This is a genomic window from Micromonospora vinacea, from assembly GCF_015751785.1.
In the GTDB taxonomy this organism is placed as follows: Bacteria; Actinomycetota; Actinomycetes; order Mycobacteriales; family Micromonosporaceae; genus Micromonospora; species Micromonospora vinacea.
Window position 1 is genome coordinate 608,810 of sequence record NZ_JADOTY010000001.1, and the last position, 20,597, is coordinate 629,406.

Annotated in this window: 27 protein-coding genes and 1 tRNA gene; 18 read left to right on the forward strand and 10 right to left on the reverse strand. The window is 68.8% G+C overall.

Going from position 1 to position 20,597, the window contains the following annotated elements:
- Positions 1 to 253 precede the first annotated feature (253 nt).
- On the forward strand, positions 254 to 673 hold the full coding sequence (locus tag IW249_RS02940; protein WP_196919377.1) for an HPF/RaiA family ribosome-associated protein: 420 nt from the start codon (positions 254 to 256) through the stop codon (positions 671 to 673).
- A gap of 162 nt (positions 674 to 835) precedes the next feature.
- On the forward strand, positions 836 to 1,936 hold the full coding sequence (locus tag IW249_RS02945; protein ID WP_196919378.1) for an alpha/beta hydrolase: 1,101 nt from the start codon (positions 836 to 838) through the stop codon (positions 1,934 to 1,936).
- 19 nt (positions 1,937 to 1,955) lie between these two features.
- On the opposite strand, the gene IW249_RS02950 is transcribed toward IW249_RS02945, so the two are convergent.
- Entirely contained in the window at positions 1,956 to 2,651 is a 696-nt protein-coding gene (locus tag IW249_RS02950; RefSeq protein ID WP_196919379.1) for a hypothetical protein, read from the reverse strand.
- Positions 2,652 to 2,811: 160 nt separating this feature from the next.
- Between IW249_RS02950 and IW249_RS02955 the strand changes: the two genes are divergently transcribed.
- A tRNA-Arg gene (locus tag IW249_RS02955) sits at positions 2,812 to 2,884 on the forward strand.
- 82 nt (positions 2,885 to 2,966) lie between these two features.
- Here IW249_RS02955 and IW249_RS02960 read toward each other — a convergent pair.
- Entirely contained in the window at positions 2,967 to 3,503 is a 537-nt protein-coding gene (locus IW249_RS02960; protein ID WP_196919380.1) for a tyrosine-type recombinase/integrase, read from the reverse strand.
- A 152-nt stretch (positions 3,504 to 3,655) separates the two neighbouring features.
- Between IW249_RS02960 and IW249_RS02965 the strand changes: the two genes are divergently transcribed.
- On the forward strand, positions 3,656 to 4,354 hold the full coding sequence (locus tag IW249_RS02965) for an HAD family hydrolase (RefSeq protein ID WP_196919381.1): 699 nt from the start codon (positions 3,656 to 3,658) through the stop codon (positions 4,352 to 4,354).
- Between the two features lie 22 nt (positions 4,355 to 4,376).
- Here the strand turns inward: IW249_RS02965 and IW249_RS02970 are convergent, their stop codons facing one another.
- Entirely contained in the window at positions 4,377 to 5,150 is a 774-nt protein-coding gene (locus IW249_RS02970; RefSeq protein ID WP_196919382.1) for a S1 family peptidase, read from the reverse strand.
- Between the two features lie 329 nt (positions 5,151 to 5,479).
- Here IW249_RS02970 and IW249_RS02975 point away from each other — a divergent pair, with 329 nt between their 5' ends.
- A complete protein-coding gene (locus IW249_RS02975; protein WP_196919383.1) occupies positions 5,480 to 5,701 on the forward strand; it encodes a hypothetical protein in 222 nt (73 codons plus the stop codon).
- Positions 5,702 to 5,736: 35 nt separating this feature from the next.
- Here the strand turns inward: IW249_RS02975 and IW249_RS02980 are convergent, their stop codons facing one another.
- Complete coding sequence (locus IW249_RS02980; RefSeq protein WP_196919384.1) at positions 5,737 to 6,066, reverse strand: ATP-grasp domain-containing protein; 330 nt, start codon at positions 6,064 to 6,066, stop codon at positions 5,737 to 5,739.
- 290 nt (positions 6,067 to 6,356) lie between these two features.
- Positions 6,357 to 6,785 (reverse strand): DUF4304 domain-containing protein, encoded by a 429-nt coding sequence (locus IW249_RS02985; protein WP_196919385.1) that lies wholly within the window; start codon positions 6,783 to 6,785, stop codon positions 6,357 to 6,359.
- A 477-nt stretch (positions 6,786 to 7,262) separates the two neighbouring features.
- Between IW249_RS02985 and IW249_RS02990 the strand changes: the two genes are divergently transcribed.
- A complete protein-coding gene (locus IW249_RS02990; protein ID WP_196919386.1) occupies positions 7,263 to 7,517 on the forward strand; it encodes a hypothetical protein in 255 nt (84 codons plus the stop codon).
- A 171-nt stretch (positions 7,518 to 7,688) separates the two neighbouring features.
- Here IW249_RS02990 and IW249_RS02995 read toward each other — a convergent pair whose 3' ends face one another.
- A complete protein-coding gene (locus IW249_RS02995) occupies positions 7,689 to 7,991 on the reverse strand; it encodes a helix-turn-helix domain-containing protein (protein ID WP_196919387.1) in 303 nt (100 codons plus the stop codon).
- Between the two features lie 718 nt (positions 7,992 to 8,709).
- Here IW249_RS02995 and IW249_RS03000 point away from each other — a divergent pair.
- The 3 genes from IW249_RS03000 to IW249_RS03010 all read left to right on the forward strand — a co-directional run bounded on the left by IW249_RS03000 (position 8,710) and on the right by IW249_RS03010 (position 10,436).
- Positions 8,710 to 9,315, forward strand: coding sequence for a DUF3592 domain-containing protein (locus IW249_RS03000; RefSeq protein ID WP_196919388.1), 606 nt, complete (start codon positions 8,710 to 8,712; stop codon positions 9,313 to 9,315).
- Between the two features lie 207 nt (positions 9,316 to 9,522).
- The gene (locus tag IW249_RS03005; RefSeq protein WP_196919389.1) at positions 9,523 to 10,002 is read left to right on the forward strand and encodes a hypothetical protein; all 480 of its coding nucleotides are present in this window, start codon (positions 9,523 to 9,525) and stop codon (positions 10,000 to 10,002) included.
- Positions 10,003 to 10,055: 53 nt separating this feature from the next.
- Positions 10,056 to 10,436 carry a VOC family protein gene (locus IW249_RS03010; RefSeq protein WP_231392934.1) on the forward strand — a complete coding sequence of 127 codons (381 nt, stop codon included), beginning with the start codon at positions 10,056 to 10,058 and terminating at the stop codon, positions 10,434 to 10,436.
- A gap of 2 nt (positions 10,437 to 10,438) precedes the next feature.
- Here the strand turns inward: IW249_RS03010 and IW249_RS03015 are convergent, their stop codons facing one another.
- Positions 10,439 to 10,753, reverse strand: a complete 315-nt coding sequence (locus IW249_RS03015) for a hypothetical protein (protein WP_196919391.1) — start codon at positions 10,751 to 10,753, stop codon at positions 10,439 to 10,441.
- A gap of 510 nt (positions 10,754 to 11,263) precedes the next feature.
- Between IW249_RS03015 and IW249_RS03020 the strand changes: the two genes are divergently transcribed.
- The 3 genes from IW249_RS03020 to IW249_RS03030 all read left to right on the forward strand — a co-directional run bounded on the left by IW249_RS03020 (position 11,264) and on the right by IW249_RS03030 (position 13,114).
- A complete protein-coding gene (locus tag IW249_RS03020) occupies positions 11,264 to 11,494 on the forward strand; it encodes a GntR family transcriptional regulator (RefSeq protein WP_196919392.1) in 231 nt (76 codons plus the stop codon).
- Positions 11,495 to 11,573: 79 nt separating this feature from the next.
- Positions 11,574 to 12,071 carry a SigE family RNA polymerase sigma factor gene (locus IW249_RS03025; protein ID WP_196919393.1) on the forward strand — a complete coding sequence of 166 codons (498 nt, stop codon included), beginning with the start codon at positions 11,574 to 11,576 and terminating at the stop codon, positions 12,069 to 12,071.
- On the forward strand, positions 12,071 to 13,114 hold the full coding sequence (locus IW249_RS03030) for a hypothetical protein (RefSeq protein WP_196919394.1): 1,044 nt from the start codon (positions 12,071 to 12,073) through the stop codon (positions 13,112 to 13,114). The genes IW249_RS03025 and IW249_RS03030 overlap by 1 nt, the downstream gene beginning before the upstream one ends.
- A gap of 39 nt (positions 13,115 to 13,153) precedes the next feature.
- On the opposite strand, the gene IW249_RS03035 is transcribed toward IW249_RS03030, so the two are convergent.
- Both IW249_RS03035 and IW249_RS03040 read right to left on the reverse strand, forming a co-directional pair.
- The gene (locus IW249_RS03035; RefSeq protein WP_196919395.1) at positions 13,154 to 13,507 is read right to left on the reverse strand and encodes an STAS domain-containing protein; all 354 of its coding nucleotides are present in this window, start codon (positions 13,505 to 13,507) and stop codon (positions 13,154 to 13,156) included.
- Positions 13,508 to 13,819: 312 nt separating this feature from the next.
- A complete protein-coding gene (locus IW249_RS03040; RefSeq protein WP_196919396.1) occupies positions 13,820 to 14,566 on the reverse strand; it encodes a GAF and ANTAR domain-containing protein in 747 nt (248 codons plus the stop codon).
- A 368-nt stretch (positions 14,567 to 14,934) separates the two neighbouring features.
- On the opposite strand from IW249_RS03040, the gene IW249_RS03045 reads away from it, so the two are divergent.
- A complete protein-coding gene (locus IW249_RS03045; protein WP_196919397.1) occupies positions 14,935 to 15,258 on the forward strand; it encodes a plasmid stabilization protein in 324 nt (107 codons plus the stop codon).
- 55 nt (positions 15,259 to 15,313) lie between these two features.
- On the opposite strand, the gene IW249_RS03050 is transcribed toward IW249_RS03045, so the two are convergent.
- Positions 15,314 to 16,321 (reverse strand): hypothetical protein, encoded by a 1,008-nt coding sequence (locus IW249_RS03050; RefSeq protein WP_196919398.1) that lies wholly within the window; start codon positions 16,319 to 16,321, stop codon positions 15,314 to 15,316.
- A 93-nt stretch (positions 16,322 to 16,414) separates the two neighbouring features.
- Here IW249_RS03050 and IW249_RS03055 point away from each other — a divergent pair, with 93 nt between their 5' ends.
- From IW249_RS03055 to IW249_RS03075, 5 genes are all read left to right on the forward strand, one after another.
- A complete protein-coding gene (locus IW249_RS03055) occupies positions 16,415 to 16,906 on the forward strand; it encodes a hypothetical protein (RefSeq protein ID WP_196919399.1) in 492 nt (163 codons plus the stop codon).
- Between the two features lie 79 nt (positions 16,907 to 16,985).
- The gene (locus IW249_RS03060) at positions 16,986 to 17,381 is read left to right on the forward strand and encodes a VOC family protein (RefSeq protein WP_196919400.1); all 396 of its coding nucleotides are present in this window, start codon (positions 16,986 to 16,988) and stop codon (positions 17,379 to 17,381) included.
- 118 nt (positions 17,382 to 17,499) lie between these two features.
- On the forward strand, positions 17,500 to 18,675 hold the full coding sequence (locus tag IW249_RS03065) for a sensor histidine kinase (RefSeq protein ID WP_196924607.1): 1,176 nt from the start codon (positions 17,500 to 17,502) through the stop codon (positions 18,673 to 18,675).
- Positions 18,665 to 19,870, forward strand: coding sequence for a hypothetical protein (locus IW249_RS03070; RefSeq protein WP_196919401.1), 1,206 nt, complete (start codon positions 18,665 to 18,667; stop codon positions 19,868 to 19,870). Before IW249_RS03065 ends, IW249_RS03070 begins: the two co-directional genes overlap by 11 nt.
- The gene (locus tag IW249_RS03075; protein ID WP_196919402.1) at positions 19,843 to 20,556 is read left to right on the forward strand and encodes a response regulator; all 714 of its coding nucleotides are present in this window, start codon (positions 19,843 to 19,845) and stop codon (positions 20,554 to 20,556) included. The genes IW249_RS03070 and IW249_RS03075 overlap by 28 nt, the downstream gene beginning before the upstream one ends.
- Positions 20,557 to 20,597: the final 41 nt, after the last annotated feature.

Genomic DNA, 20,597 nt, shown 5'->3' on the forward strand with positions numbered 1-20,597 from the left:
GCATCGACACTGAGGGCACCCGTTGCGAGCGCCCATTCCCCGCCTGTGGATGACGGACCCACCTGTGGACAACGCCCTGATCACGCCCGGATGTGGTACGCCCGACCCGGCCGACCCGCCGTCCACGGTTTCCCGGGCCGCCCGAACTGGGTAAGGACTTGATCAAGGCACCACCGACAGCTCCACGTCGACGAGAGGTCAGCGCCATGATGATCACTACCATCGGCTCCGCGAACGCTTCCGAGGCGCAGCGATGAGCGCCGTGGCCAACCCGGCGACCGTGGCCGAGTGCCTGCGGGTGGGTGCCGGGTTCTCGCAGGGCGACCGCAACTGGATCGCCGAGCAGTTCGGCACCCTCGACGCCCGGCTGGCCAGCTTCCACGCCGACGCCACCGAGCTGGAGGTGTCGGTGAAGGACCGGGAGGCGCGTGGGCAGAAGGTCACCCTGGAGTGCTGGATCGCCGGCCGGCAGAAGATCGTCACCACCTCCGCCGAGGAGGACCTGCACGCCGCCCTCAACGACGTCCGTGACGACCTGCGGCGCCGGCTCAACGACGCCAAGACCCGCCAGGAGCCCCGGCACAACAAGCACCTGCGCGACCTCCCCCAGCCGCAGACCGAGGCCGACGAGTCCGAGGACCCGGCCCTCCGCGCCGACGCGGAAACGGCCTGACCCACGCCCCACCCCCGCGATCTTGCACTTTCGGCTCCCGAACAGCGGCTATCGCCCCTTTTTGTCGGGACAGAAAGTGCAAGATCGCGGGGCGAGTGGCGTCAACTGAACCAGCGAGGCTTGGGCTACCGCTCGGTAGGGCGGCGGCGTAGCGTCGCGTTCGTGGAACCGGACGTGTTGGGGCCGCCGTACGAGCGGCAGACGATCGACCTGGGCACCGACGACGAAGGACCCGTTGTCGCGACTCTGGTCCGGCGGCGGGCCGAGCGCCCCACCGGGCGGGCCGTGCTCTACGTGCACGGCTTCGTCGACTACTTCTTCCAGACCCATCTGGCCGACTTCTTCGCCGAGCGAGGTTGGGACTTCTACGCACTCGACCTGCGCAAATACGGTCGCAGTCTGCTCCCGGGCCAGACCCCGAACTTCTGCCACGACATCAGCGACTACTTCGCCGAGCTGGACGCCGCCGCCGAGATCATCCGCAAGGACGACGGGCACGACACCCTGCTGACGATGGGCCACTCCACCGGCGGCCTGATCATCTCGCTCTGGGCGGACGCCCGCCGCGACACCGGCACCATCGACGGCCTGGTGCTCAACAGCCCTTTCTTCGACCTGAACGCCCCCTGGGCGGTCCGCCGACCCCTCGCGGCCGCCGCGTCCCGGCTGGGCCGCAGGGCGCCGCACCGCATCCTCCCGTTCGGGCTGGGCACTGTGTACGGCGAGAGCATCCACTCCGACCACCGCGGCGAGTGGACCTACGACCTGGCGTGGAAGCCGCTGGCCGGGTTCCCGGTCCGGGCCGGCTGGCTGAACGCGATCCGCACCGGGCAACGCCGGCTCCGCGCCGGCCTGGACATCCAGGTGCCGGTGCTGCTGGCCTGCTCGACCCGGTCCTTCCGGGGCACCAAGTGGCACGACAACGCGACACTGGCCGACGCCGTGCTGGACGTGGAGCACATGGTCCGCTACGCGCCCCGCCTCGGCCGCCACGTCACACTGGCCCGCTTCGACGGCGGGCTGCACGACCTCACCCTCTCCGGCCCCGCCGTACGGAAGAAGGTCTTCGACGAGGTGGGCCGCTGGGCCGAGGCGTTCCTCGCCGCCGGCCCCACCGCCCCGGCCGACGCCACACCGGCCGACGCCGCACGCTCAGACGCGCCCCCAGTGGATGCCGCACTGACCGACGCGGGCCCAGCTGACGCCGCGCCGACCACCGCGCAGACGGCCGACGCGACGGAGGCGGCGACGCCCGGCCGCTGACCAGGCCGGATAGCGGGGCTCAGACGTCACCGGGCGTCGCCGGCAGGACGGCACGGATCCGGTCGAAGGTCGCCACCGGGTGCTCGCCGACGCCGGGCAGGACCAGGCCCAGGCAGTACGGGGAGATCGCACCGGTGGCGGCTGCCTGAACGATGAAGACCGGCGCGCCGACGTACCCCGGCGGCAGCTCCGTGGTGACCACCACGGCGTCCCCGTCGCGGACCACCCGCTCGATCGCGACCTCCAGCGGCCGCGACCCGTCCTCGCGTACCCCAAGGGCCAGCACGAAAGCGGAACTGGCGTCGGCGCCGAGGCGGGCGACCACCTCGGGCCCGGCGGCGACCTCCGCCGGCACCGGCTGGACGCGCCACCGCCAGCCGCCGTCGCCGGCATACCGGTGCAGGCCAGCGGTCGGCAACACCGCTACCCCGTCGCCCGGGAAGCGGGCCCAGCCGGGCACGATCTCGGCCTCGGCAATGACGGCCGGGGCCACCCCCGCCGGCTCGGTGACACTCGACCGCAGGCCCAGCTCACCCCCCGAACCGACCACCAGGTCGGCCGCCGTCAACAACGACTCCCCCACCGGGTCGTCGCCGCCTTGGAAGAAGAACGCGGTACCGAAGTCGCCCGAGGACCGGTACGGCAGGATGGCGCGACCGACGACCTGGCACAGCTCGTAGGCGACGTCGCTCTCGGCATCGGAATCCAGCAACACCAGCCAAAGGTACGGTCCACGGCCAGGCCGGTCCGCGGTAACCCGGATGCCCGCCACGAGGCGAACGTGAGACCCTGCTCGGCAACGTGTACGCGGGCACCCTTTTCGCCGTCGGGCAGTAGGACGGCGGTACCCTCTGGGCGCGACATCCACGCCACACGCGCCCGTAGCTCAGCGGATAGAGCAGGGGACTTCTAATCCCAAGGCCGCAGGTTCGAATCCTGCCGGGCGCACCCCCACCGCCGCAGGTCAACGGCTTCCACTTCCGGTCGAGACGATCACCACGGCCCTCCATACAGCCGTTCGACAGCCAAGTCAGCCGAAGAGGTACTTTGCGGCCTCGTCCACGGCGGCCCGCTCGATCTCGGGTAGGACGTGGGCGTAGGTGTTCATGGTCAGCCCGATCTGGCTGTGACCGAGCACTTTCATCACGGTCCGGGGCGAGGCACCGGAGACGAGCAGGAATGTGGCGCACGCGTGCCGCAGGTCGTGCAGCCGCAGCCAGTCGAGTCCGGCCGCCGCCCGGATCTTGTGCCACGTCCGGTCGATGTGGTCCGGGTCCATCGGCGTACCGACCTTGGACGGGAAGACCAGGCCGTGATCCTGCCACCGCTCCCCCACCGCCAACCTGTCGGCGGCTTGCTGCCGACGGTGCGCGCGAAACAGGGCGAGAGTTTGCGCCGGCACCGGAAGCGTCCGCCGAGACCGCTCCGTCTTCGGCGCAACGATCTGAAGGCTGCCCTCTGCCCGCTGGACGGTTTGCCGAACGGTCAGGGTGCCGGCGTCAAAGGCGAGGAAGCCTTCTGCGGCTTCTACCCAGTGGCAGAGCACACCGTAATGATCAAAGGTCAACCGACGGCAATCTAGGACCCGATGGGTAAAGACGCGGTTCTCTTTCATCGGGCCGTCAGCGACGACGAGGCTTCCGACGCGTCGCAGTACGTTGATCAGGCCCCAACCTGGTTCGACTCCATGTGGTCAACCATCGCGCCCGACCACACGCCATGAACGCGCGATACAGCGTCGCCCAAGTCCTTAGCGACACCGGGCCGCTCCTGCTCGACTTCGGCGGACCGGTCTGCAGCGTCTTCGCCACGCTGGCGGACTTCACCGTTGTGGCCGAGCTGCGCCGCGTCATAGATGAGCAGGCTGTCGAGATTCCTGCCCACATCCGGGCCGTGGACGATCCGCTCGAAGTGCTCCGTTTCGTTGCGACAGTCGGCGAGCAATCGCTGGTCGAACAGGTAGAGGATGCACTGTGCCGAGCCGAGCTAGCCGCGGTCGGCGGTGCCAGCCCGACACCTTATGCACGAGAGGTCATCGTCGCTGCCCACGAAACTCGCCGTCCAGTGGCCATCGTCAGCAACAACTCCGCTGCGGCCATCGCACGTTACCTTGCAGTCCATCGACTTTCCCGTTATGTCGTGGGAACCATCGGTAGGGCTCATGCTGCCCCGAGCCTCAAGAAGCCGAACCCTGCACCAGTCCTGCAGGCTGTCGTAGCGGTGGGCGCCGACCCCAGCGATTGCGTACTAGTGGGCGACTCCACCTCCGACATTAAAGGTGGACAGGCAGCCGGCGTACGAACGATCGGGTTCGCCAACAAGCCCGGAAAGCGTAGGCGGCTTCTTAGTGCAGGAGCCGACACCATTACGGAACGTTCGGAGTGGATGAGGAAGATTGCAACTGCATTGCATCAATAAAAACGGACTTGAATGCCCAGAATCAAAGGCCAGCAACGCCGGGCTTTTGGGCAGCGAGGATCTCCTTGATTGCGCGAACTTTCCATACGATTCCCAGATCTGACTGCTCATTGATCCTGCCCGAATAAATCCCGAGAAGATTTGTCACAGGCCCGTCGAAGATTGCAGTTGACCTGTCGGCCATCGAGGTCATTCCACCGGCGCTGTAGGCAATGACGGGAGAGCCAGACTGCCCTGGACGCGTTCTCGCGTCGATCAAGAAGCGCGGCAGGTCATGGAAATCCACGTCCCTTTCGCTCGCGATGAATCCGCGCGTCCATATAGCGAACCTTCCACCACCAGTTATGCCAAATGGAAAACCAACGATGCTTACCCCGTCGGACGGGCCGACCATTATTTCGGGCGCCCCGCCCAAGAGGTCGTAGGGGCGCAGCTCCGTCCCAGCGGAGTTGGCAAGTGGAACTGCGACGACATCTACAAGCCGCCCGTGTGTCGGATGTTCAAGCCAAAGCGCGCGGTCTTCCTCCACGTCAAGAACGGTTTCGTATCGTTCTTCCCAGAAGAGCCGGCCTGGCATCGGCGGCAGAAGGTAAGACACTCGGAGTTTGTCCGGCACCGCACCGCTCCGGTGCCGAGGCTGACCGTCGATCGGGCTGCGGCCTGCGACGACGTGGTAGTTGGTTATCAAATATGGACGGTTGCCGTGTTCTACCACGAATCCCGTCCCTGTTCCAAGTACTTCCCCGTTGGCCATGGCTTCGAGGAACAACGACTGGACGGACGGCTGAGAAATCACGGTGACAGCTTGCCGAATTGGGCTCTTGGTAATCAAGGCGGCCCGCAAGCGGGCCGCGCCGGCCGCGCTCGGCCTGCTGGCGGCGCAAGCGCCGGCATCGGCCGGCGCGCCGGCCGATTGCAGGTGCCCTAAGGACCGGAACCGATGCCTCCGGCGGGGATCTTCGACAGAGATGGGGCCGCCCACCTCCACCGTGAGTCCGGGCGAAGCCGAACGGGCCTGCTCCCCGGTGTCAACACGGTGGATCGTTGTGTTGACACCGGGGAGCAGGCCCGTTCCACGATGTGCGGACTCACGGCGGAGATGGGCTTGAGGCAGAGGAGCGGTACGTGGCCGACGAGGTATTTCCGAGCGACCTTTCCGGCCACTTCTGGGCAACGCTGGAACACCGGCCTGAACTCGATCGATGGCGCTTCGAGATCATCGACTACCAGAACAACGTCCTGCTCAGTGGCTTGGCCTGTAGCGAGCGGCAGGCCGCAGCCATCGTCAACGCATGGGACCAGGTGATCGCAACGTCACCCGACGAAGAGGACCCCAGCATGGATTGAGTCGATGACCCGGAATGACGGGTGGCCTGCGATGGCTACGGAAGTTGGTCCTCATCACCGAGGTTCAGCATGAAAGACGATCCGGGGTGATTCGGCTGCCACCCAAGGTCAAGCGCCTGTCGTATGGCGCTGGCGACCGCCGAAGGCAGCACCGGAGACGACGGAGCGTTCATCCAGTTGGCCGGATGAGGCGACGCCAGCTGGACGACGAGAGTGGCGCGGCCAGGCGGATCCGTCCGCTCAACAGCAAAGCTCAGCGGCGACCAGGTCAAGCCCTGGCTGTACGTCGGCTTCCGGCGGACGATCCAGCGATAGCCCTTGCCATCGACAACGATCGGCCTACTGCCTCGCTTGTTGAGCGCCACCGATCCTCCCACCATGCCGCAGCAGCACTTCGCGGCCGTACAGCCATTCGTACAGCCAACACTGTCGACCAAGGCCGACGCGATCCGACAGCGGCAGACGCCTTGAGCAGGGGCAGGTTACCGCGACCAGCCATCCCTGATCTTCTTCTAATCCCAAGGCCGCAGGTTCGAATCCTGCCGGGCGCACACCCACCGCCGCAGGTCAGCGGCTTGGCACGCCTGGCCCCGGCCTGCTGGCGACCTCCGGCCGGCATCGGCCGGGCCGGCCGGCCATGGCGAAGACTGTTAGATCAAAGCCGTTCGCGGAGAGCAGGAAGGCCGTACGCGCTGATAGCGGCGACGACCTCGCTCGCAACAGCCTTGGCATCAGCATCCTCGTCCAGATCCCACCAGACGTCCCTGTTCTCAGGCATCAGATGGCCCCGGCGGCAGGACCAGACGAAACGACCGTAGAAGGTGCCCGGCGAAGGCTTCTCCGGTAGGTGGCTCTGCTCACGCCTGAGCGACTCCCAGACGAGCCGTGACATGGCGCAGAGGTTGACGGTGAACGTCAGGGCCTCGCTCGTGTTGAACCGCGAGGACTGGAACCCCAGCAACGCCCAGGACTCCGGGTCCGGCAGGCTGTACCGGGAGCCCGATCCGTTGAGGCCGAGGACGCGTAGAGCAGGAGCAATATCGTCGCGCAGCATCGCACGATAGGTAGCCTGCACGTCGCCCACGTCATCACCCGCTCTGGTCTGAGGACCAGAACCTAGCGTCAGGCATGAACGACCCGGGGCGCTGCCCAGCCAGGTCACCCGTTGCGGCTCGCCTATCGGCTGGCCGATGATGTTGAGCACGAGCACGGCTAGGAGGAGGGGCAGCGTTGCGCGAGCAGGCCGACCGCCTCACACTGATCGATCGCTGGCACCACTTCGTACTGAACCGACCGGTCCTCGTGCATCCTGGCGAGACGATCTGGCACGAAGACGACCACCTCCAGGTCCAGCGGCTCGATGGGCGAGTGGACGCTTACCCCGGCGGTATCTGTCGCTGCAGGTGCCGGGACGGGGAGCGGTAGCGACGCACGTGGTCCGACATGCAGCTCGCACTGGTTCAGCCCCAGTTCTGACCAGACGCACATCCGCGACACAGATTCCTGCTGGGCCAGAGTGGAAGGGACATCCATGGAGTCAGCTGCCACCCCGACGTGGGTCATGACGGTGGAGTATGTCGGCGTGTCGCCTGCTTGGTGTGAGGGCGACGGCACCACGGATGACTTACGTGTGAACCCGATCGCCGTGTCGATACTTGGGGATCGGGCCACCACCCTCAGCGCGGTCGTCGCGGCCGTCACCGAACAAGAGGCCCACGAGATCGGACTGGTCGGCCTCGGACGTTGGGCGCAGCAGATCGGCCTCAGCACGGACAATCCGACTGTGGTGGCGCTGTTTGCCAGAGGCGTCGGATAGTCGGCCCATCCCGACGCAGCTCGGGCAGGGACCACAATCGAGCGCTGCCGGCAGGCCCGCCGATCCACACGACCGAACCCTTTCCGCAGACGACCGACGGCCCCTGCCCTGACGGGAGGGACCGTATGGCGCTCGGCTTCACGTTGCGGGCAGACCCGCGCGGAGGTGTGCTCAGCCCTGCTGGTGGCGCTCATTGCGCCGAAGGGCCTCTTCGAGTTGGTCCTCAAGAATGATGATCCGGCAGGCCGAGGCGATGTCGGTGCCCTGATCACACATCTCCCGAGCTCGCGCGGCAAGGCGCAGTTGGTAGCGGGAGTAGCGGCGGTGCCCTCCGCTGGAGCGCTGCGGGTCGATCAATTTCGCATCGCCGAGTCGGCGTAGAAAATCCTGCGAGCAGCCGAGGATCTCGGCGGCGCGGCCCATCGTGTAGGCGGGGTAGTCCTCATCGTCGAGCATGTCGTCTGGTTGAGCCATGGAACCTCCATCACGAGGGCCCCGGTGCTCGGAAGCACCGGGGCCCAAGGGTTGTGGGTCAGGAACACCATCTACCGACAGAACGTCGGCTTGTCTTGTCCGCACCGGCCGTCAGGGACGGCTTCGGGTGCGAGGATCGCATAAGCGTGACCGGAGACCACCTCTCGTTCGAGGGAAACTGCGGTGTCCGCGCCCAGCCCACGAACGCGACTGGCAGCGGGCGATCCAACGGTGTAATGCCCTCCCTTGCCTCTGATTTCCTCTGCTGTACTCCGTGCTGTCCGTCGGTGTCGAAGCCCCACGCAACTTCATGGCCCCAACACGTGCGACGGACTTTCCTTACCTCGGGTGAAGCCCTGAACAAGCGTTGGCCCCACCCGCTGTCACACGCGTACTACCTAACTACGGCAGATGTCTGCCGCCGAGCTGAGCAGGACTTGCACGTTCCCTGGCCCCACTCCTTCGCCCTCGTGCGGGGCGGCAACGTCAGCGTCTTTGTTTACTCCGTCTTCGACCTCAGGAACGTTAGTCGGCGCCATCAAGGATGTCTAGCGCTTCGGACATAGATTTTCTCCGAGGACGGAGATAGCCCCGCCAGTGCAGCCATCCGTGGAACTCGGACCGTCGCGGGTGGCGTCGTACGCGAGATCAGTAGGGCTATGCGCAGCCAACTACCGTGGGCGGGAACATCCCGAGGGCGACGTATACGGGAGGCGCGGTGGTCAAGCGGTACCGACGGCGCTCGCGAGCGACGGGACCACGGATCACCGGGCAGTCGACTGAGCTGGTTGATCCGAAACCCCGGAGCCGATGGCGCCCCGGCTACTGGCTCCGGCACCCGGCCCTCGGCGTCGCTGTCGGGGCACTGCTGGTATTCGTCCTCGTAACCTGCGGCCTGGGCAACCTGCGCCACCGCAACGACCTGGTGGAACGGGGCGAGCGGGCGGTCGGCACGGTGCGCGAGGTGCACGGCCGGCAGTGGTGGGTGTCAGTCAGCTTCACCACGCGAAGCGGTGAGGAGGTCATCGCCTGGATCAGTCACTCGCCGTGGGACGAACCAAGCGTCGGGGAAGAGGTCGACGTGATCTACGACCGAGTGGACCCAGTGGGAAGTGCCTACCTCTCGGACGACGAACCGGGCATGCTCTACCCAACCCTTCTCCTCGCTGGTAGCACGGTGCTGGCACTGGCGTACGCATGGTGGCTGCGACGAAACTGGAACCGGCTGCGAGGCGACGCGGAGTCGTGGCGCAGCCGCCAGCCCGTGCCTCGACTCGGCGAGCGGCGTCAGCCGGCCCGGACGCATGGCCGCTCAGCCCCGTAGGTGCCAAGCGCTTCCTGCTACGGCGACGGGGTAGCTGCAAGGGGCAGCTGCCGAGACTGGCCGGCGCCCACAACGCCGACCACGAAGTCAGCCTCGAAGTGGGTGTCTCGCCCCGGACCACGATGGTTACCGGGTTCCCCTCGCGGCGGGCTGTATGTTCTCTCGGTCGCCCCACAGGTCGCGGCATGGCAGCAGATCGGAGGCGCTGTGGGTGTTCTGTACGACTACTTCCGTGCTTCTGACGACAAGGCTGTCGCGGAGCTGATGGCCGCCATCGATGGCGGCCCGGTGGTGCGAGAGGGGGACTCCCCGGTCGAGGACGCCGTGGATGGCAAGGGGATCGATCCGCCCGTCGTCCTCGGCCAAGTCGTCTCGTTCGCCCTCGACGTGCCATGGGACGCCGACCTGATCGGGGAACGACTCATCTGGCCGGAGGGTGTTCGTGAGGACCGTGAGTACGAAGGCCCCTGGGTCGTCGTACTGAGCGAAGGCGCCCGGGATGCGCTTGCCGAAATTCCGGATGACCGCTTGCCGGACCTGGCCAACCGATGGTCACACATTGAGGAGCTGTCCCACTACAGCGACACTCAGCCGGAGGTCATGCTGTCGCGCTTGCGGGAGTTCGTCGGGCTGGCCCGCAGAGCACGAACGAGCGGGGACAGCATCTACTGCTGGATCTGTCTCTAGTCGGGGCCGACAGCGGCGCATGTAGCGGAAAGTCGTAGCGTCGGGCGGTGACGATGTTCCGCACTCCTCAGGTGATCCTCTTCAGCGAGGACGTCTCCCGCGCCGCCGAGTTCTACGCCGGCCTCGGCTTCACCGAGACCTTCCGGGTGCCGGCCGAGGGCGAGCCGATCCACATCGACCTCGCGCTCGACGGCTACAAGATCGGCGTCGCCTCGGTGACCTCCACCCGCGACGACCACGGGCTCGACCCCGTACCCCAGGGCCAGCGGGCCGCGGTGATCCTCTGGACCGACGACACCGCCGCCGCGTACGCCGAACTCACGGCGAACGGCGCCCCCGCACTGGCCGCACCGCACCGGTGGCTCGATCGCCTGCTGATCGCCTGGACGGCCGACCCGGACGGCAACCCGATCCAGATCGTCCAACAACTCTGACCTCATGGAAGGGCGGACTGCGGCGACTTTCGTAGCCGTGGCGGGCTCGTGCGAGCCTGGGCGACGGTCCGGCCGGACGGCGGCGAGCCGGGCTGCCTCTGCTCGACCACGATGCCCGCACGCTGGATGTACACCTCCCGCTTGTCGGTAGCTGTGCCCTTTGCGTCGAGGACGTAGCCCGTCAACCACACCCAGCCGTCGTACGGGTCGACGCTGCCGACTGCGGTGAGCCGGAGCCGGAGCGCCCGTTCGCCGCTGAACTGCACCGAGCACGCCGACTCGATCAGCACCACATCGCCGGAGCTGAGCGCGCTCACGGCATCCAGCCGAGGAAGCGGCGCCGGAGGGCGTCCGGCGGGGCCCAGCTCATGTCTTTCCTGGCGGACAGCAGGCACGCGCCCATGTAGAGGGCCAGCGAGATTGACGTCGCGGCGTGCTCGCCCAGCAGCTCATCGCGGCATGGAGCGCAGGGCCAAGGCCGATGGCACGTCTCGCACAGCCAGAGCGGCAGGACCCGGTCCGTGCTTCGTCATTGGTCTTCACCGGGCCAGTGCCGCCGGTTGATCGGGATGCGGTGCCGGAACCGGCAGGGAAGATCCGCACCGCAGCGACACACGTAGCGCCAACGCTTCCAGCTCCATCCCGGGCGGTGGCGCCGAGCCAGGGTCAGAGCCACCGACAGCAGGTAATCGTCGAAACCAACCCTTCGCATCCGGCCCCCTACGGTGCGTCACCCTCTCGATGACAACCGTAGCGCTGTACGTTCCTGTACGTCTATAGACGTACCAGAGGTTTGAACGTCTATGGACGTCCCCTAGGTTGCGTCCATGCTCGATCCCCTGTCTCCAACGCCGATCTACGTTCAGCTCGCCGACGTGATCGCCAAGCGGATTGAGACCGGGGAGCTGCCACCTAATCGACCGATCCCGAGTGAATCCACGCTTCAGCAGGAGTACGGCGTCGCTCGCGGCACGGTCCGCGCGGCGGTGCGACTGCTACGAGAGCGTGGACTGGTGATGACCGTGCCGCAGCGGGGCACCTACGTCAGCGACAAGTAGGCGCGCCACGACGGCCCTGCTCGGCAGAAAGTGCCCGGCGGGTGTCTACGGGTTGGCCGGCCGACGGCGTTAATAGGGCGTGACGTTCGAGGAGTACGCGTTCGCTCGCACTTCGGCCCTGGTGCGGCTCGCCCGGCTGCTGACCGGTGACGAGCACCGGGCCGAGGACCTGGTTCAGGATGTCCTCGCGCGGGCGTACGCCCGGTGGGGCCGCATCTCGCGGACGGACCGTCCCGATGCCTATGTCCGGCGCATGCTCGTCAACACCCACAACTCGTGGTGGCGTCGGCGCAGCAGCCGGGAGATCTCCGTGGCAGCAGTGCTCGATCGGGCTGGCGATGTGGATGAGGCCGCCGGGGTCGCCGAGCGCGACGCGCTGTGGCGGCTGGTCTGTGAGCTGCCGGCGCGTCAGCGAACCGTGATAGTTCTGCGCTACTACGAGGATCTTGATGACACGTCGATAGCCGAGATCCTCGACTGTTCGGCCGGGACGGTACGCACCCACGCGAAGCGTGCTCTGGCGGCGCTGCGTCAACGACAGGTTGCGGCAACCCACGCATGGGCGGGAGAGCTCTGATGTTCAGTGACCTCGATGAGCAGCTCGCCACCACGCTCAGGCATCGGGCGGGCGGCGACATCGATCCGACGCCGATCGTGCAACAGGCTCGGCATCGCGGCCGGCGGTTGCGACTGCGGCGGCGGGGGCTGATCGCCGGCGGCGTGGCAGCGGTGTGTGTCGCTCTCACCTCGGTGGTGCTGGCGATCCCGGGCGTTAGGAGCACTGATGACCCGATCATGCCGGCTGCGGCGCTGATGTTGCCGGAGGCACAGAGCAACGGGACCGTACGCCCCGAGGAGGTCGGTGCCGATCCCGCGACTGTGCACTTCACGACCGACGCCCTGCTGAGCGGTGCCGATTTCGCCACGTGGCGCACCGGGCGCGGCATCGAGAGCGTCGAGTTCCGGGGCCCGAGCGGTCAGGCCCGTTTCGCGCTGGCCCGCACCGAAGCGTTGCTGAATGGGCTCCAGCAGACGTTGTCCTCGGCCGGGCGACCGCAGGCACGGACGGAGATACGGGTCGGCGACCGTGCGGGGGTCGCCTGGTTCGATCCGTCCGGCGACCGGAAGCTGTGGTTCGTCCGCTGGCAACCCGCCGACGGGCTCTGGGCCCAGTTGGACATCTACGCGACCACCCGGGACAAGGCGGCCGGCACGGCGAGCCGGGTCCGGTTCGACGGTGCCCACCGCTGCGTCGTGCCGTTCCGCCTGGAGTCGCTGCCGCCCGGCGGACGGTTGCTGGAGTGTTCGGTCACGCTCGGCCGGTCGGCGCGGGACTCTTTCGTCGACGGGTCTCTGGTGGTCGGTGACGGGTCCGGCCGTTGGCTGACGGTTCGGGCGCAATTCTCCCCGGCCGGCGATGACGCTCGGCCCGGGGATCTTGTCGCCGGCCCCTATCGGGTCCACCGGCAAGGCAGTGACGTGCTGAAGATGGTGGTCAAGTCCTGCCACGTCGAGGCGTTCCTGAAGGGTTGGGGGAACGGCTACACCGAGGCGGAAGGCTTGGCAATCCTCGGCGGGTACCAGCCGGCCCGTGATCTCGACCGCCCCGACACCTGGTGACGCCACCGCCGGGCAGGGGTGTGGGTCACGCGCTACGGATCAGCCGAGCCGTGCTCCCGGCCCGGTGTCTTGTTCGGGGCCCAGGAGCAGACGCTCCACGCCCGTGATCCGCAGCACCCGCTTGGTGATTCCCGCGGCGCCTCGGACCGAGAAGCGGGAGCCGACCCGCTTCGCCCGCTGCCGCGCCAGTAGAAGTACGCGCACGCCCGCGGCACTGAAGAAGCCGACGCCGGTCAGGTCGCAACAGACTTCGGGGTGGCTGTCGATCGCGTTCATCAGGGCCGTGGCCAGGCGTGGCGCGGTGTCCATGTCGACGTACCCCACCGGGGCGACGACCATCCGCTCAGCCGAGCTGGTCGCGGACAGGTTCGTGGGCTCAGTGGAGCGGGTCACCTGGAACGACGGCCTGGAGGAGTCCGGGTCAAGAATGCCGTCCCGCTGACCGCCGGCGAGCGCCGCTGGGCGTGACCTGCCCGAGGCTGATCGCCGTCGGGAAACTGTCGAGGTGGGTCTGGAAGAACCAGGAACGCTCAGGCATAGGAGCACACGCCTCCTGTTGAAATCCGTAACAGGATTGGCGCATGGCTTGACCAATCTCGAAGATAACGGGCTGGGCGGGCGGCCGCCAGTCAGGGCGTCCGTCCCTGGCCGAGCTCAGCCGGCGGGCCACCACTTACCGCAACACCACAGCCCATTGCCGAACGCCTACGGCAGGTTGCCTGCCCCACCGCGGTCACGCTTGAGACTCGGCGGTCGGGTGGCCCTCTCCACGAGAGCGGCGGCGACCTCCCGAAGTTTGCGGTTCGAGTCCTGAGAGACCTTCGCGAGAACGGCGAACGCCTCGTCGGGGGTGCAGCGGCGTTCGCCCATGATGATGCCCTTGGCCTGCTCGATGACGGCCCGGCTCTGCATGGCCAGTTGCATCTGCGCGGCCAGGCTGGCGGTGGCGTCGTAGAGGTGGGCGTTGGCGAGGGCGACGGCGGCGTACCCCGCGAATGTCTGTGCGAGGGTGACCGCCTCGTCGTCGAAGGCGCTCGGTTTGACCCCGTAGATGTTCAGCGCACCGAGCACGGACTCCTGGATCGTGAACCCGATCGACAATGAGCTGTGAGCTCCGCCCTGCACCGCTTGGGTCGCCCACTGTGGCCAGCGGGCCTCTTCGGACATGATCGGGACGGACACGACGGCGGAGTCTCTGGCCGCCTCCAGACATGGACCCTGGCCAAACTCGTACTGCAGTTCGTCGAGTCGCAGCGCCATCTCACCGCTGAACGCGGCGGTGTGCGCACTCTCCTGCTTCATCAACGTCACCGACACCTCCTCGGCACCGGGGATCGTGCGTCGTGCCAACTCGGAGACCTGGGTCAACACTCCAGACAGGTCGGTTTCGCCGAGCTTGATCTGGCCGAGTTCGAAGATCGCCGCATTGGGGTCAATGGGCTGCTGTGCCATGACTTCAAGGTCCTCGTGCCCGGGGCGCGTACCGGTTGCAGAAGGCGACGGCAGCGCGCGTGGTGATGGCGCACCGCGAGCACGGGGCGCCGCACGGACTCGCCAACCGAGCCCGGGCGCCCGCTGCTGGACGCTGACTGACCGACGCCCCAGGCGTCGGCTGCGGCGACAACTATACGACGCCGAGTGGAACCTCCCCGAAGGTGCAGCCGGATCGGCTCGGGCGCACTCGTTTGGCCGCCGGGACGGCGGGGCATCGTGCTCAGACAGCGTGAACACCACGCTCCGGCCCGGAATGTGCCGATGACAGCGCGAAAGCACGCCAGCCGGGTCTGGACCGCACCCGACAGCGGAGGTGGGAGGCACCGATGCCAGCAGGATCAAGCCCGAAGAGGGAACGACAGTACGAGCACATCAAGGAGAGCGCGCAGCAGCGGGGCGCCTCCTCCGGCCGGGCGAAGGAGATCGCCGCCCGCACGGTCAACAAGGAACGGGCCCGCTCGGGTGAGTCCCGAACGGCGAGCCGGTCCTCCCGGAACGACGTGTCGTCCGCGCACCGCGGCGGTAAGCGCTCCCACAGCGGCGCCCAGGGACGTACCAAGGAGCAGTTGTACAACGAGGCGAAGCAGCGCGGCATCAAGGGCCGCTCGTCGATGTCGAAGAGCGAGCTGGAGCGGGCATTGTCGAAGTAGCGACCAGGGGTTTCTCGGCCCGACGGGGCGGGTGTCGCGGATCGGCCGAACCGGCTCAGACCGGACCCAGCAGGGCGGCCAGCGCGTCGTCGCCCTGGCCGAGTTGCGCCCCGCCCGTCGCTGGCACGATCAGGAACCGTCGGCAGCCGTCGAGTTCCACGTACCGGTCGGGGCCTCCCTCGTCGAGCGGGCGTAGCACCGCGAACCGGGTCGCCGGGGTGTCGCAGTCGACCACCGCCCGGCGGTTGGACAGCACCCGGAGTACGCCCGCCTGACGCTCGGCTGGCAGCGGTCCGCCGTACACGAAGTCGCCCGGCGGCTTTTCGCCTTCCTGAAGCGACGCGGGCACCTGGTAGACGCAGAGGCGTAGCGGCCCGGCGAACGGCGCGGTCCCTGGCCCGGCCGGCCCGGGGGTACCGTTCCGGGTCTCCACCCACACCATGTCCGTCCACTGCTGCGCACAGCCGGCGGCCTCGGCCGCCGGAGATTCGATCTGCCGGATGGTACGGATGTCCACGGTGGTCCACCGCGGTCCGGTCAACGCGTTGATCACCTCGGTGCGCGGCTTGTCGCAGGAGTCCGTCGGGATGTGGGGCCGCAGCCAGCGCCCCCGGTCGTCCACCAGGGCCAGCCACGGCGGGACGACCATCTCGAGGGTGCAGGCGACCTCCTCGTCGGCCTGCTCGCTGGGCAGGCGCAGCGCGGTGAGCAGCGGTGCGATCTCCTCGGCGCGTCGCTCGGTGGCGATCTGCTCCTGGCCGCCGTTGGGTCCCGGCCGAATCTCCCGCCCGCAGATCACGGCCGCGACCGGGGTGAACGTGGGGTCGATGCGACCGATCGTCGGCTCTTTCGTGGCTGGTGGTGACGTCTCGGCCTTCGGCGCCGAGAGCACCTCGCCGGCCTGTGGGGCCTGCTTGGCGCACGAGGTCCACCCATCGACGATCTGAGCCGGAGCGGCATCGTCGGCCCTGTCCGGCCCGATCTCCGTGCCACCGCAACCACCCAGCGCCATGCCGAGCAGTGCCACCGCCAGTACCGTCCGCGACGAGCGCATCCGGCTCACCACCCTTCCACCCGAGGATGAGACGGACGACGAACGCGTCCGGTTCCGCCAGGGATGGCGGAACCGGCACCCGCCGTTCGGCGTCCCAGCGGGATGGACAGAAACGCCTTCCCGCGTGCCGCCGCCCTCAGCGTGACAGCGCTCCTTGCCGTGGTGGGCTGCGCCGGGCCGAACGCCGCGTCGGCACCACCGTCGACAGGTGCGGCGTCAAACCCGCCGGTGCCGAGCTCGGCTGCGCCAGCCGTCCGCCTGGTCGAGGAGCACCAGGCCGACCTGCACCTCTGGGTGAGCAACCAGTCGTTCACGGACGACCCGGTGGTCCTCTCGATCAGCATCGACGGCGCGGAGATCGTCGATCAGGGATTCGCGGTCGAGGGCCAGCACAACTTCGTCCTGTTCCCGGTGCGGGTCCCGCCGGGTCGCCACGTCGTGCGCGTCGTCTCGGGCACGGGCGTCGACGTCCAGGAGACCTTCACAATGCCCGGGGGCGGACGCCAGTACGCGGCGATCGCCTACGTCAACAGCGACGGCCGTGATCGGTCCGTCGACTGGTTCATCCAGTCCACCCCTATCGCGTTCGCCTGACCGACCGGCCGGCGTGACGCGGACGACCAGCGCGGACGCCGCCGGGTGGGCCCGGGCCACCCGCCGGCAGAATGGCCGAATGGCACATCTGGGACTTGTCGCACTGCTGGTCAGGGAGTACGACGAGGCGATCGACTTCTACGTCGGCGACCTCGGTTTCGAGCTGGTGGAGGACACCGCCCGACCGGACGGTTCACGCTGGGTGGTGGTCCGGCCGGCGGGGGCCCGGGAGACGGCGCTGCTGCTGGCGCGGCCGAGCAGCGCCGAACAGCGGGCTCGGGTGGGCGACCAGACCGGCGGCCGGGTCGGGCTGTTCCTGCACACGGAGGACTTCGCCCGGGACCACGCCCGGATGGTGGCGGCCGGGGTGCGTTTTCTGGAGGAACCGCGACATGAGGCGTACGGTTCGGTAGCGGTGTTCGTCGATCTCTACGGCAACCGGTGGGACCTCCTCCAGCCCCGCAGCGCAGAGTGACACGTTAGCGACACTCCGCACATAGGAGTCACCCGGTCACTGTCGGCCATGCTATTGTCCGATGTCGATCTACGCCCCGTGGACCCGGACCGGGTCGTTGTCGGAAGGACACTTCCCGATGCCGGCCGTTGCCACCCCAACCGTGCCGCCCACGCTGGACAATCCGGCCGGCGGGGCCCTGGGCCTCATCTTCACCACGTTGCCGGCGCTGCTGCGGCTGAGCTGTGGGCTGTTCGGCGCGGCGGTGGCCGTTTCGGTGCAGACCCCGCCGGTGCAGCAGGCGGTGTTGCTGCCCGCCGTGGGCCTGCTGACCGGCTGGTCCCTCTGGTACGCGCACCGGGCGTTGCGCCACGGCATCAACCCCGCCCTCGTCGTCGGTGACGTGGCGGTAACCGCGCTGGCCTGCCTGCTCATTCCCGTTCTGGTGGCGCCCGAGGTGCTGCCCGGCGAGGGCAGTTGGATCGCCGTGCTGGCCAGCACCACGGTGATCAACGCACAGGCCACCGCCCCGGCGCGCTGGTCGATCCCAGCCGGTCTACTCGTGATCGCCACCTATGTGACCGGGGCGCAGGCGGCCGGCAATCCCACCGAAGCTCGGGCGCACGCGGCCACGCTGCTGGCGCAGACCGCCTGCACGGCGATGATGGCGGCGGTCATGCGCCGACGCATCGGCCGGGCGGACCGCGCCTTCGTCGAACACCAGCGGCTGACCCGGGAGGCGTTGGTCGGCCGTGCCGCCCGGGAGGCCGAACGCCAACAGAACCGCGATCTGCACGACACAGTGCTCGGCACGCTGACCATGGTGGGGCTGGGCGCGGTGGCCGGGCCCTCGACCGTCTTCCGGGACCGGTGCGCAGCCGACCTGCGTACCCTCGTCTCGCTCACCGACGGCGGCCCGGTGGCCGGCGACGGCCCGGTGCCGCTCGACGGACGGTTGCGGTTGGTGGTCGACCGGCTGCCCGAGCTGGCGGTACGGCTGGACCTGGCGTCCTGCGCCGTCCCGGTCGGGGTGGCCGACGCGATCAGCGAGAGCGCCTACGCCGCCCTGTCCAACGTGGTCCGCCACGCGCCGGGCGCCGCGACCACGCTGCGGCTGACCCGGGACGCGATCGGCGTCGTGGTCGAGGTCGCCGACGACGGCCCCGGCTTCGACCTGGCCACCGTTCCACCACACCGGTACGGGTTGCGCGAGTCGATCCGCGGCCGGATGGTGACTGTCGGTGGGCGGGCCGACGTGGACTCGGCGGTCGGCGCGGGCACCCGGATTCGACTGGAGTGGCCCGGTGTCGGCTGACCTGAACGTCCCGGCGCACCCCACCGCCGCTCCGGAGGCACCGACCCAGACCAGCGTTCCGACGCCCCGGGAGCCGGTCTCCCCCGCCACGCTCGCGGCGCCGGCCGCCGTCGCGCACGCGTCCGACCGGGGTGCCCGGATCGCCGCCGTCGCCATCGCGTTGGCCTGGCACGTCGCGATCGCGCTGCCGGCGGTGCTGTCCGCCCGCGCGGAGTTCGCCGCGCCCGCGGTAGTGCTCGGCGCCTGGGTACTGGTCGCCGTGACCGGCGCGGTGGCCGGGGTGCGGCTGCTGCGAGGCTCGCCGCTGCCGCCGTGGCCGCTGGCCGGGCTGCTGTTGGTCGTCGACGCGGCCGTCTTCGCCGCGGCCGGCGAGCGGCAGTTGTTCACCGCCGCCAACTGGGTGTGGGGCACCCTGGGCTGGTTCTTCGTGCTGGCGGTGTGGGGTCGACGCGTCGTGGGGCTTATCGCGCTCCTCAGCACGCACGCGTTGATCGCCCTGGTCGCCGTGCTCTGGCACGGCCCCGACCCGGCCGACGTGGCCCGCTACGTGATGTACGTCTACGGCACGTTCTCGCTGCCGGTGGCGGTCTTCGTGGGCAGCACTGTCATCGTCGGCCTGGCTCGGGAACGGGCCGCCGTCTCGGCCGCCGGTCACGCGATGGCCGCCGAGCGGGACGCCGCCGAGCGGGGCCTCCAGGAACGCCGGAACCGCCTCGCCCTGGTCAGCTCGGCGGCCGGGCGGGTCCTCGGTGACCTGGCCGCCGGCCAGGCCGACCCGGACGACCCGGAGGTGCAGCGCCGGTGCATGCTGGCCGCCGCCCGGCTGCGCCGGCTGATCGCCGAGTCCGACGACGTGCCCGACCCGCTGCTACACGAGTTGCGAGCCGCCGCCGACCTGGCGGAACGCAACGGTCTCCCGATCGACCTGGTCACCATCGGCACCCCGCCGCCGCTGCCGGTGGAGGTCCGCCGCCGGCTGGCCGACCCGCTCACCGGCACCCTCGCCGACGCCCGGGACTGGGCGCGACTGACAGTGGTCTCCGGCCCGGACGAGGTGGTGGTCAGCCTCGTCACGCCCGACCGGGAGGGCCCGGAGTCGACCGGCCCGCCCCCCGGGGAGGACGACGAGCCGGTGCAGTACCTCTACGAACGGGACGGGAACATCAGATGGGCGCAGACCCGGTGGCGGCGGTGACCGGCGACCGGCCGGTCGGGGTCGCGATCGTCGACGACCACCCGGTGGTGGTGGAGGGAGTCCGCGCCTGGCTCGCCACCGAGCCGCGCCTGACGGTGCTCGCCACCGGCGACGACCCGGACGCGGTGCTGCGGGCGGCGCCGCACGCCGATGTGATCCTGCTCGACCTGCGGCTGCACGGGCGGATGGCGTTGGACAAGTTGGCCGAGCTGAGCGCCGTCGGGCGGCGGGTGGTGGTCTATTCGGAGCACACCGACCCGCAGACGATGCTCGCCGCGCTGGACGCTGGGGCGGTGGCGTTCCTGGCCAAGCACGAGGGCAGGGAACACTGCGTGGAAACGGTGCTGGCCGCGGCGAGTGACCGCCCGTACGTGCCGCCGGCGCTGGCCGGTGCGATGGTCGGTGACCCGCGACCGGACCGGCCGATGCTGTCCGACAAGGAGCGTGAGGCGCTGCTGCTCTGGTTCCAGTCGATGTCGAAGGCCTCGGTGGCGCGACGGATGCAGATCAGCGAGCACACAGTGAAGCAGTACGTGGACCGGGCGCGGATCAAGTACACCCGGGCGGGGCGACCAGCTGCCACAAAGGCGGCGCTACTCGCCCGTGCGATCGAGGACGGTCTCGTCCGCCCGGAGGAGATCGGCATCTACCGGTCACAGGCGACGCACGACCGGCCGACCCCCTAACAGGCGTCATGACAGGGGGCCTCCGGTCCGCCAGGCTTCAG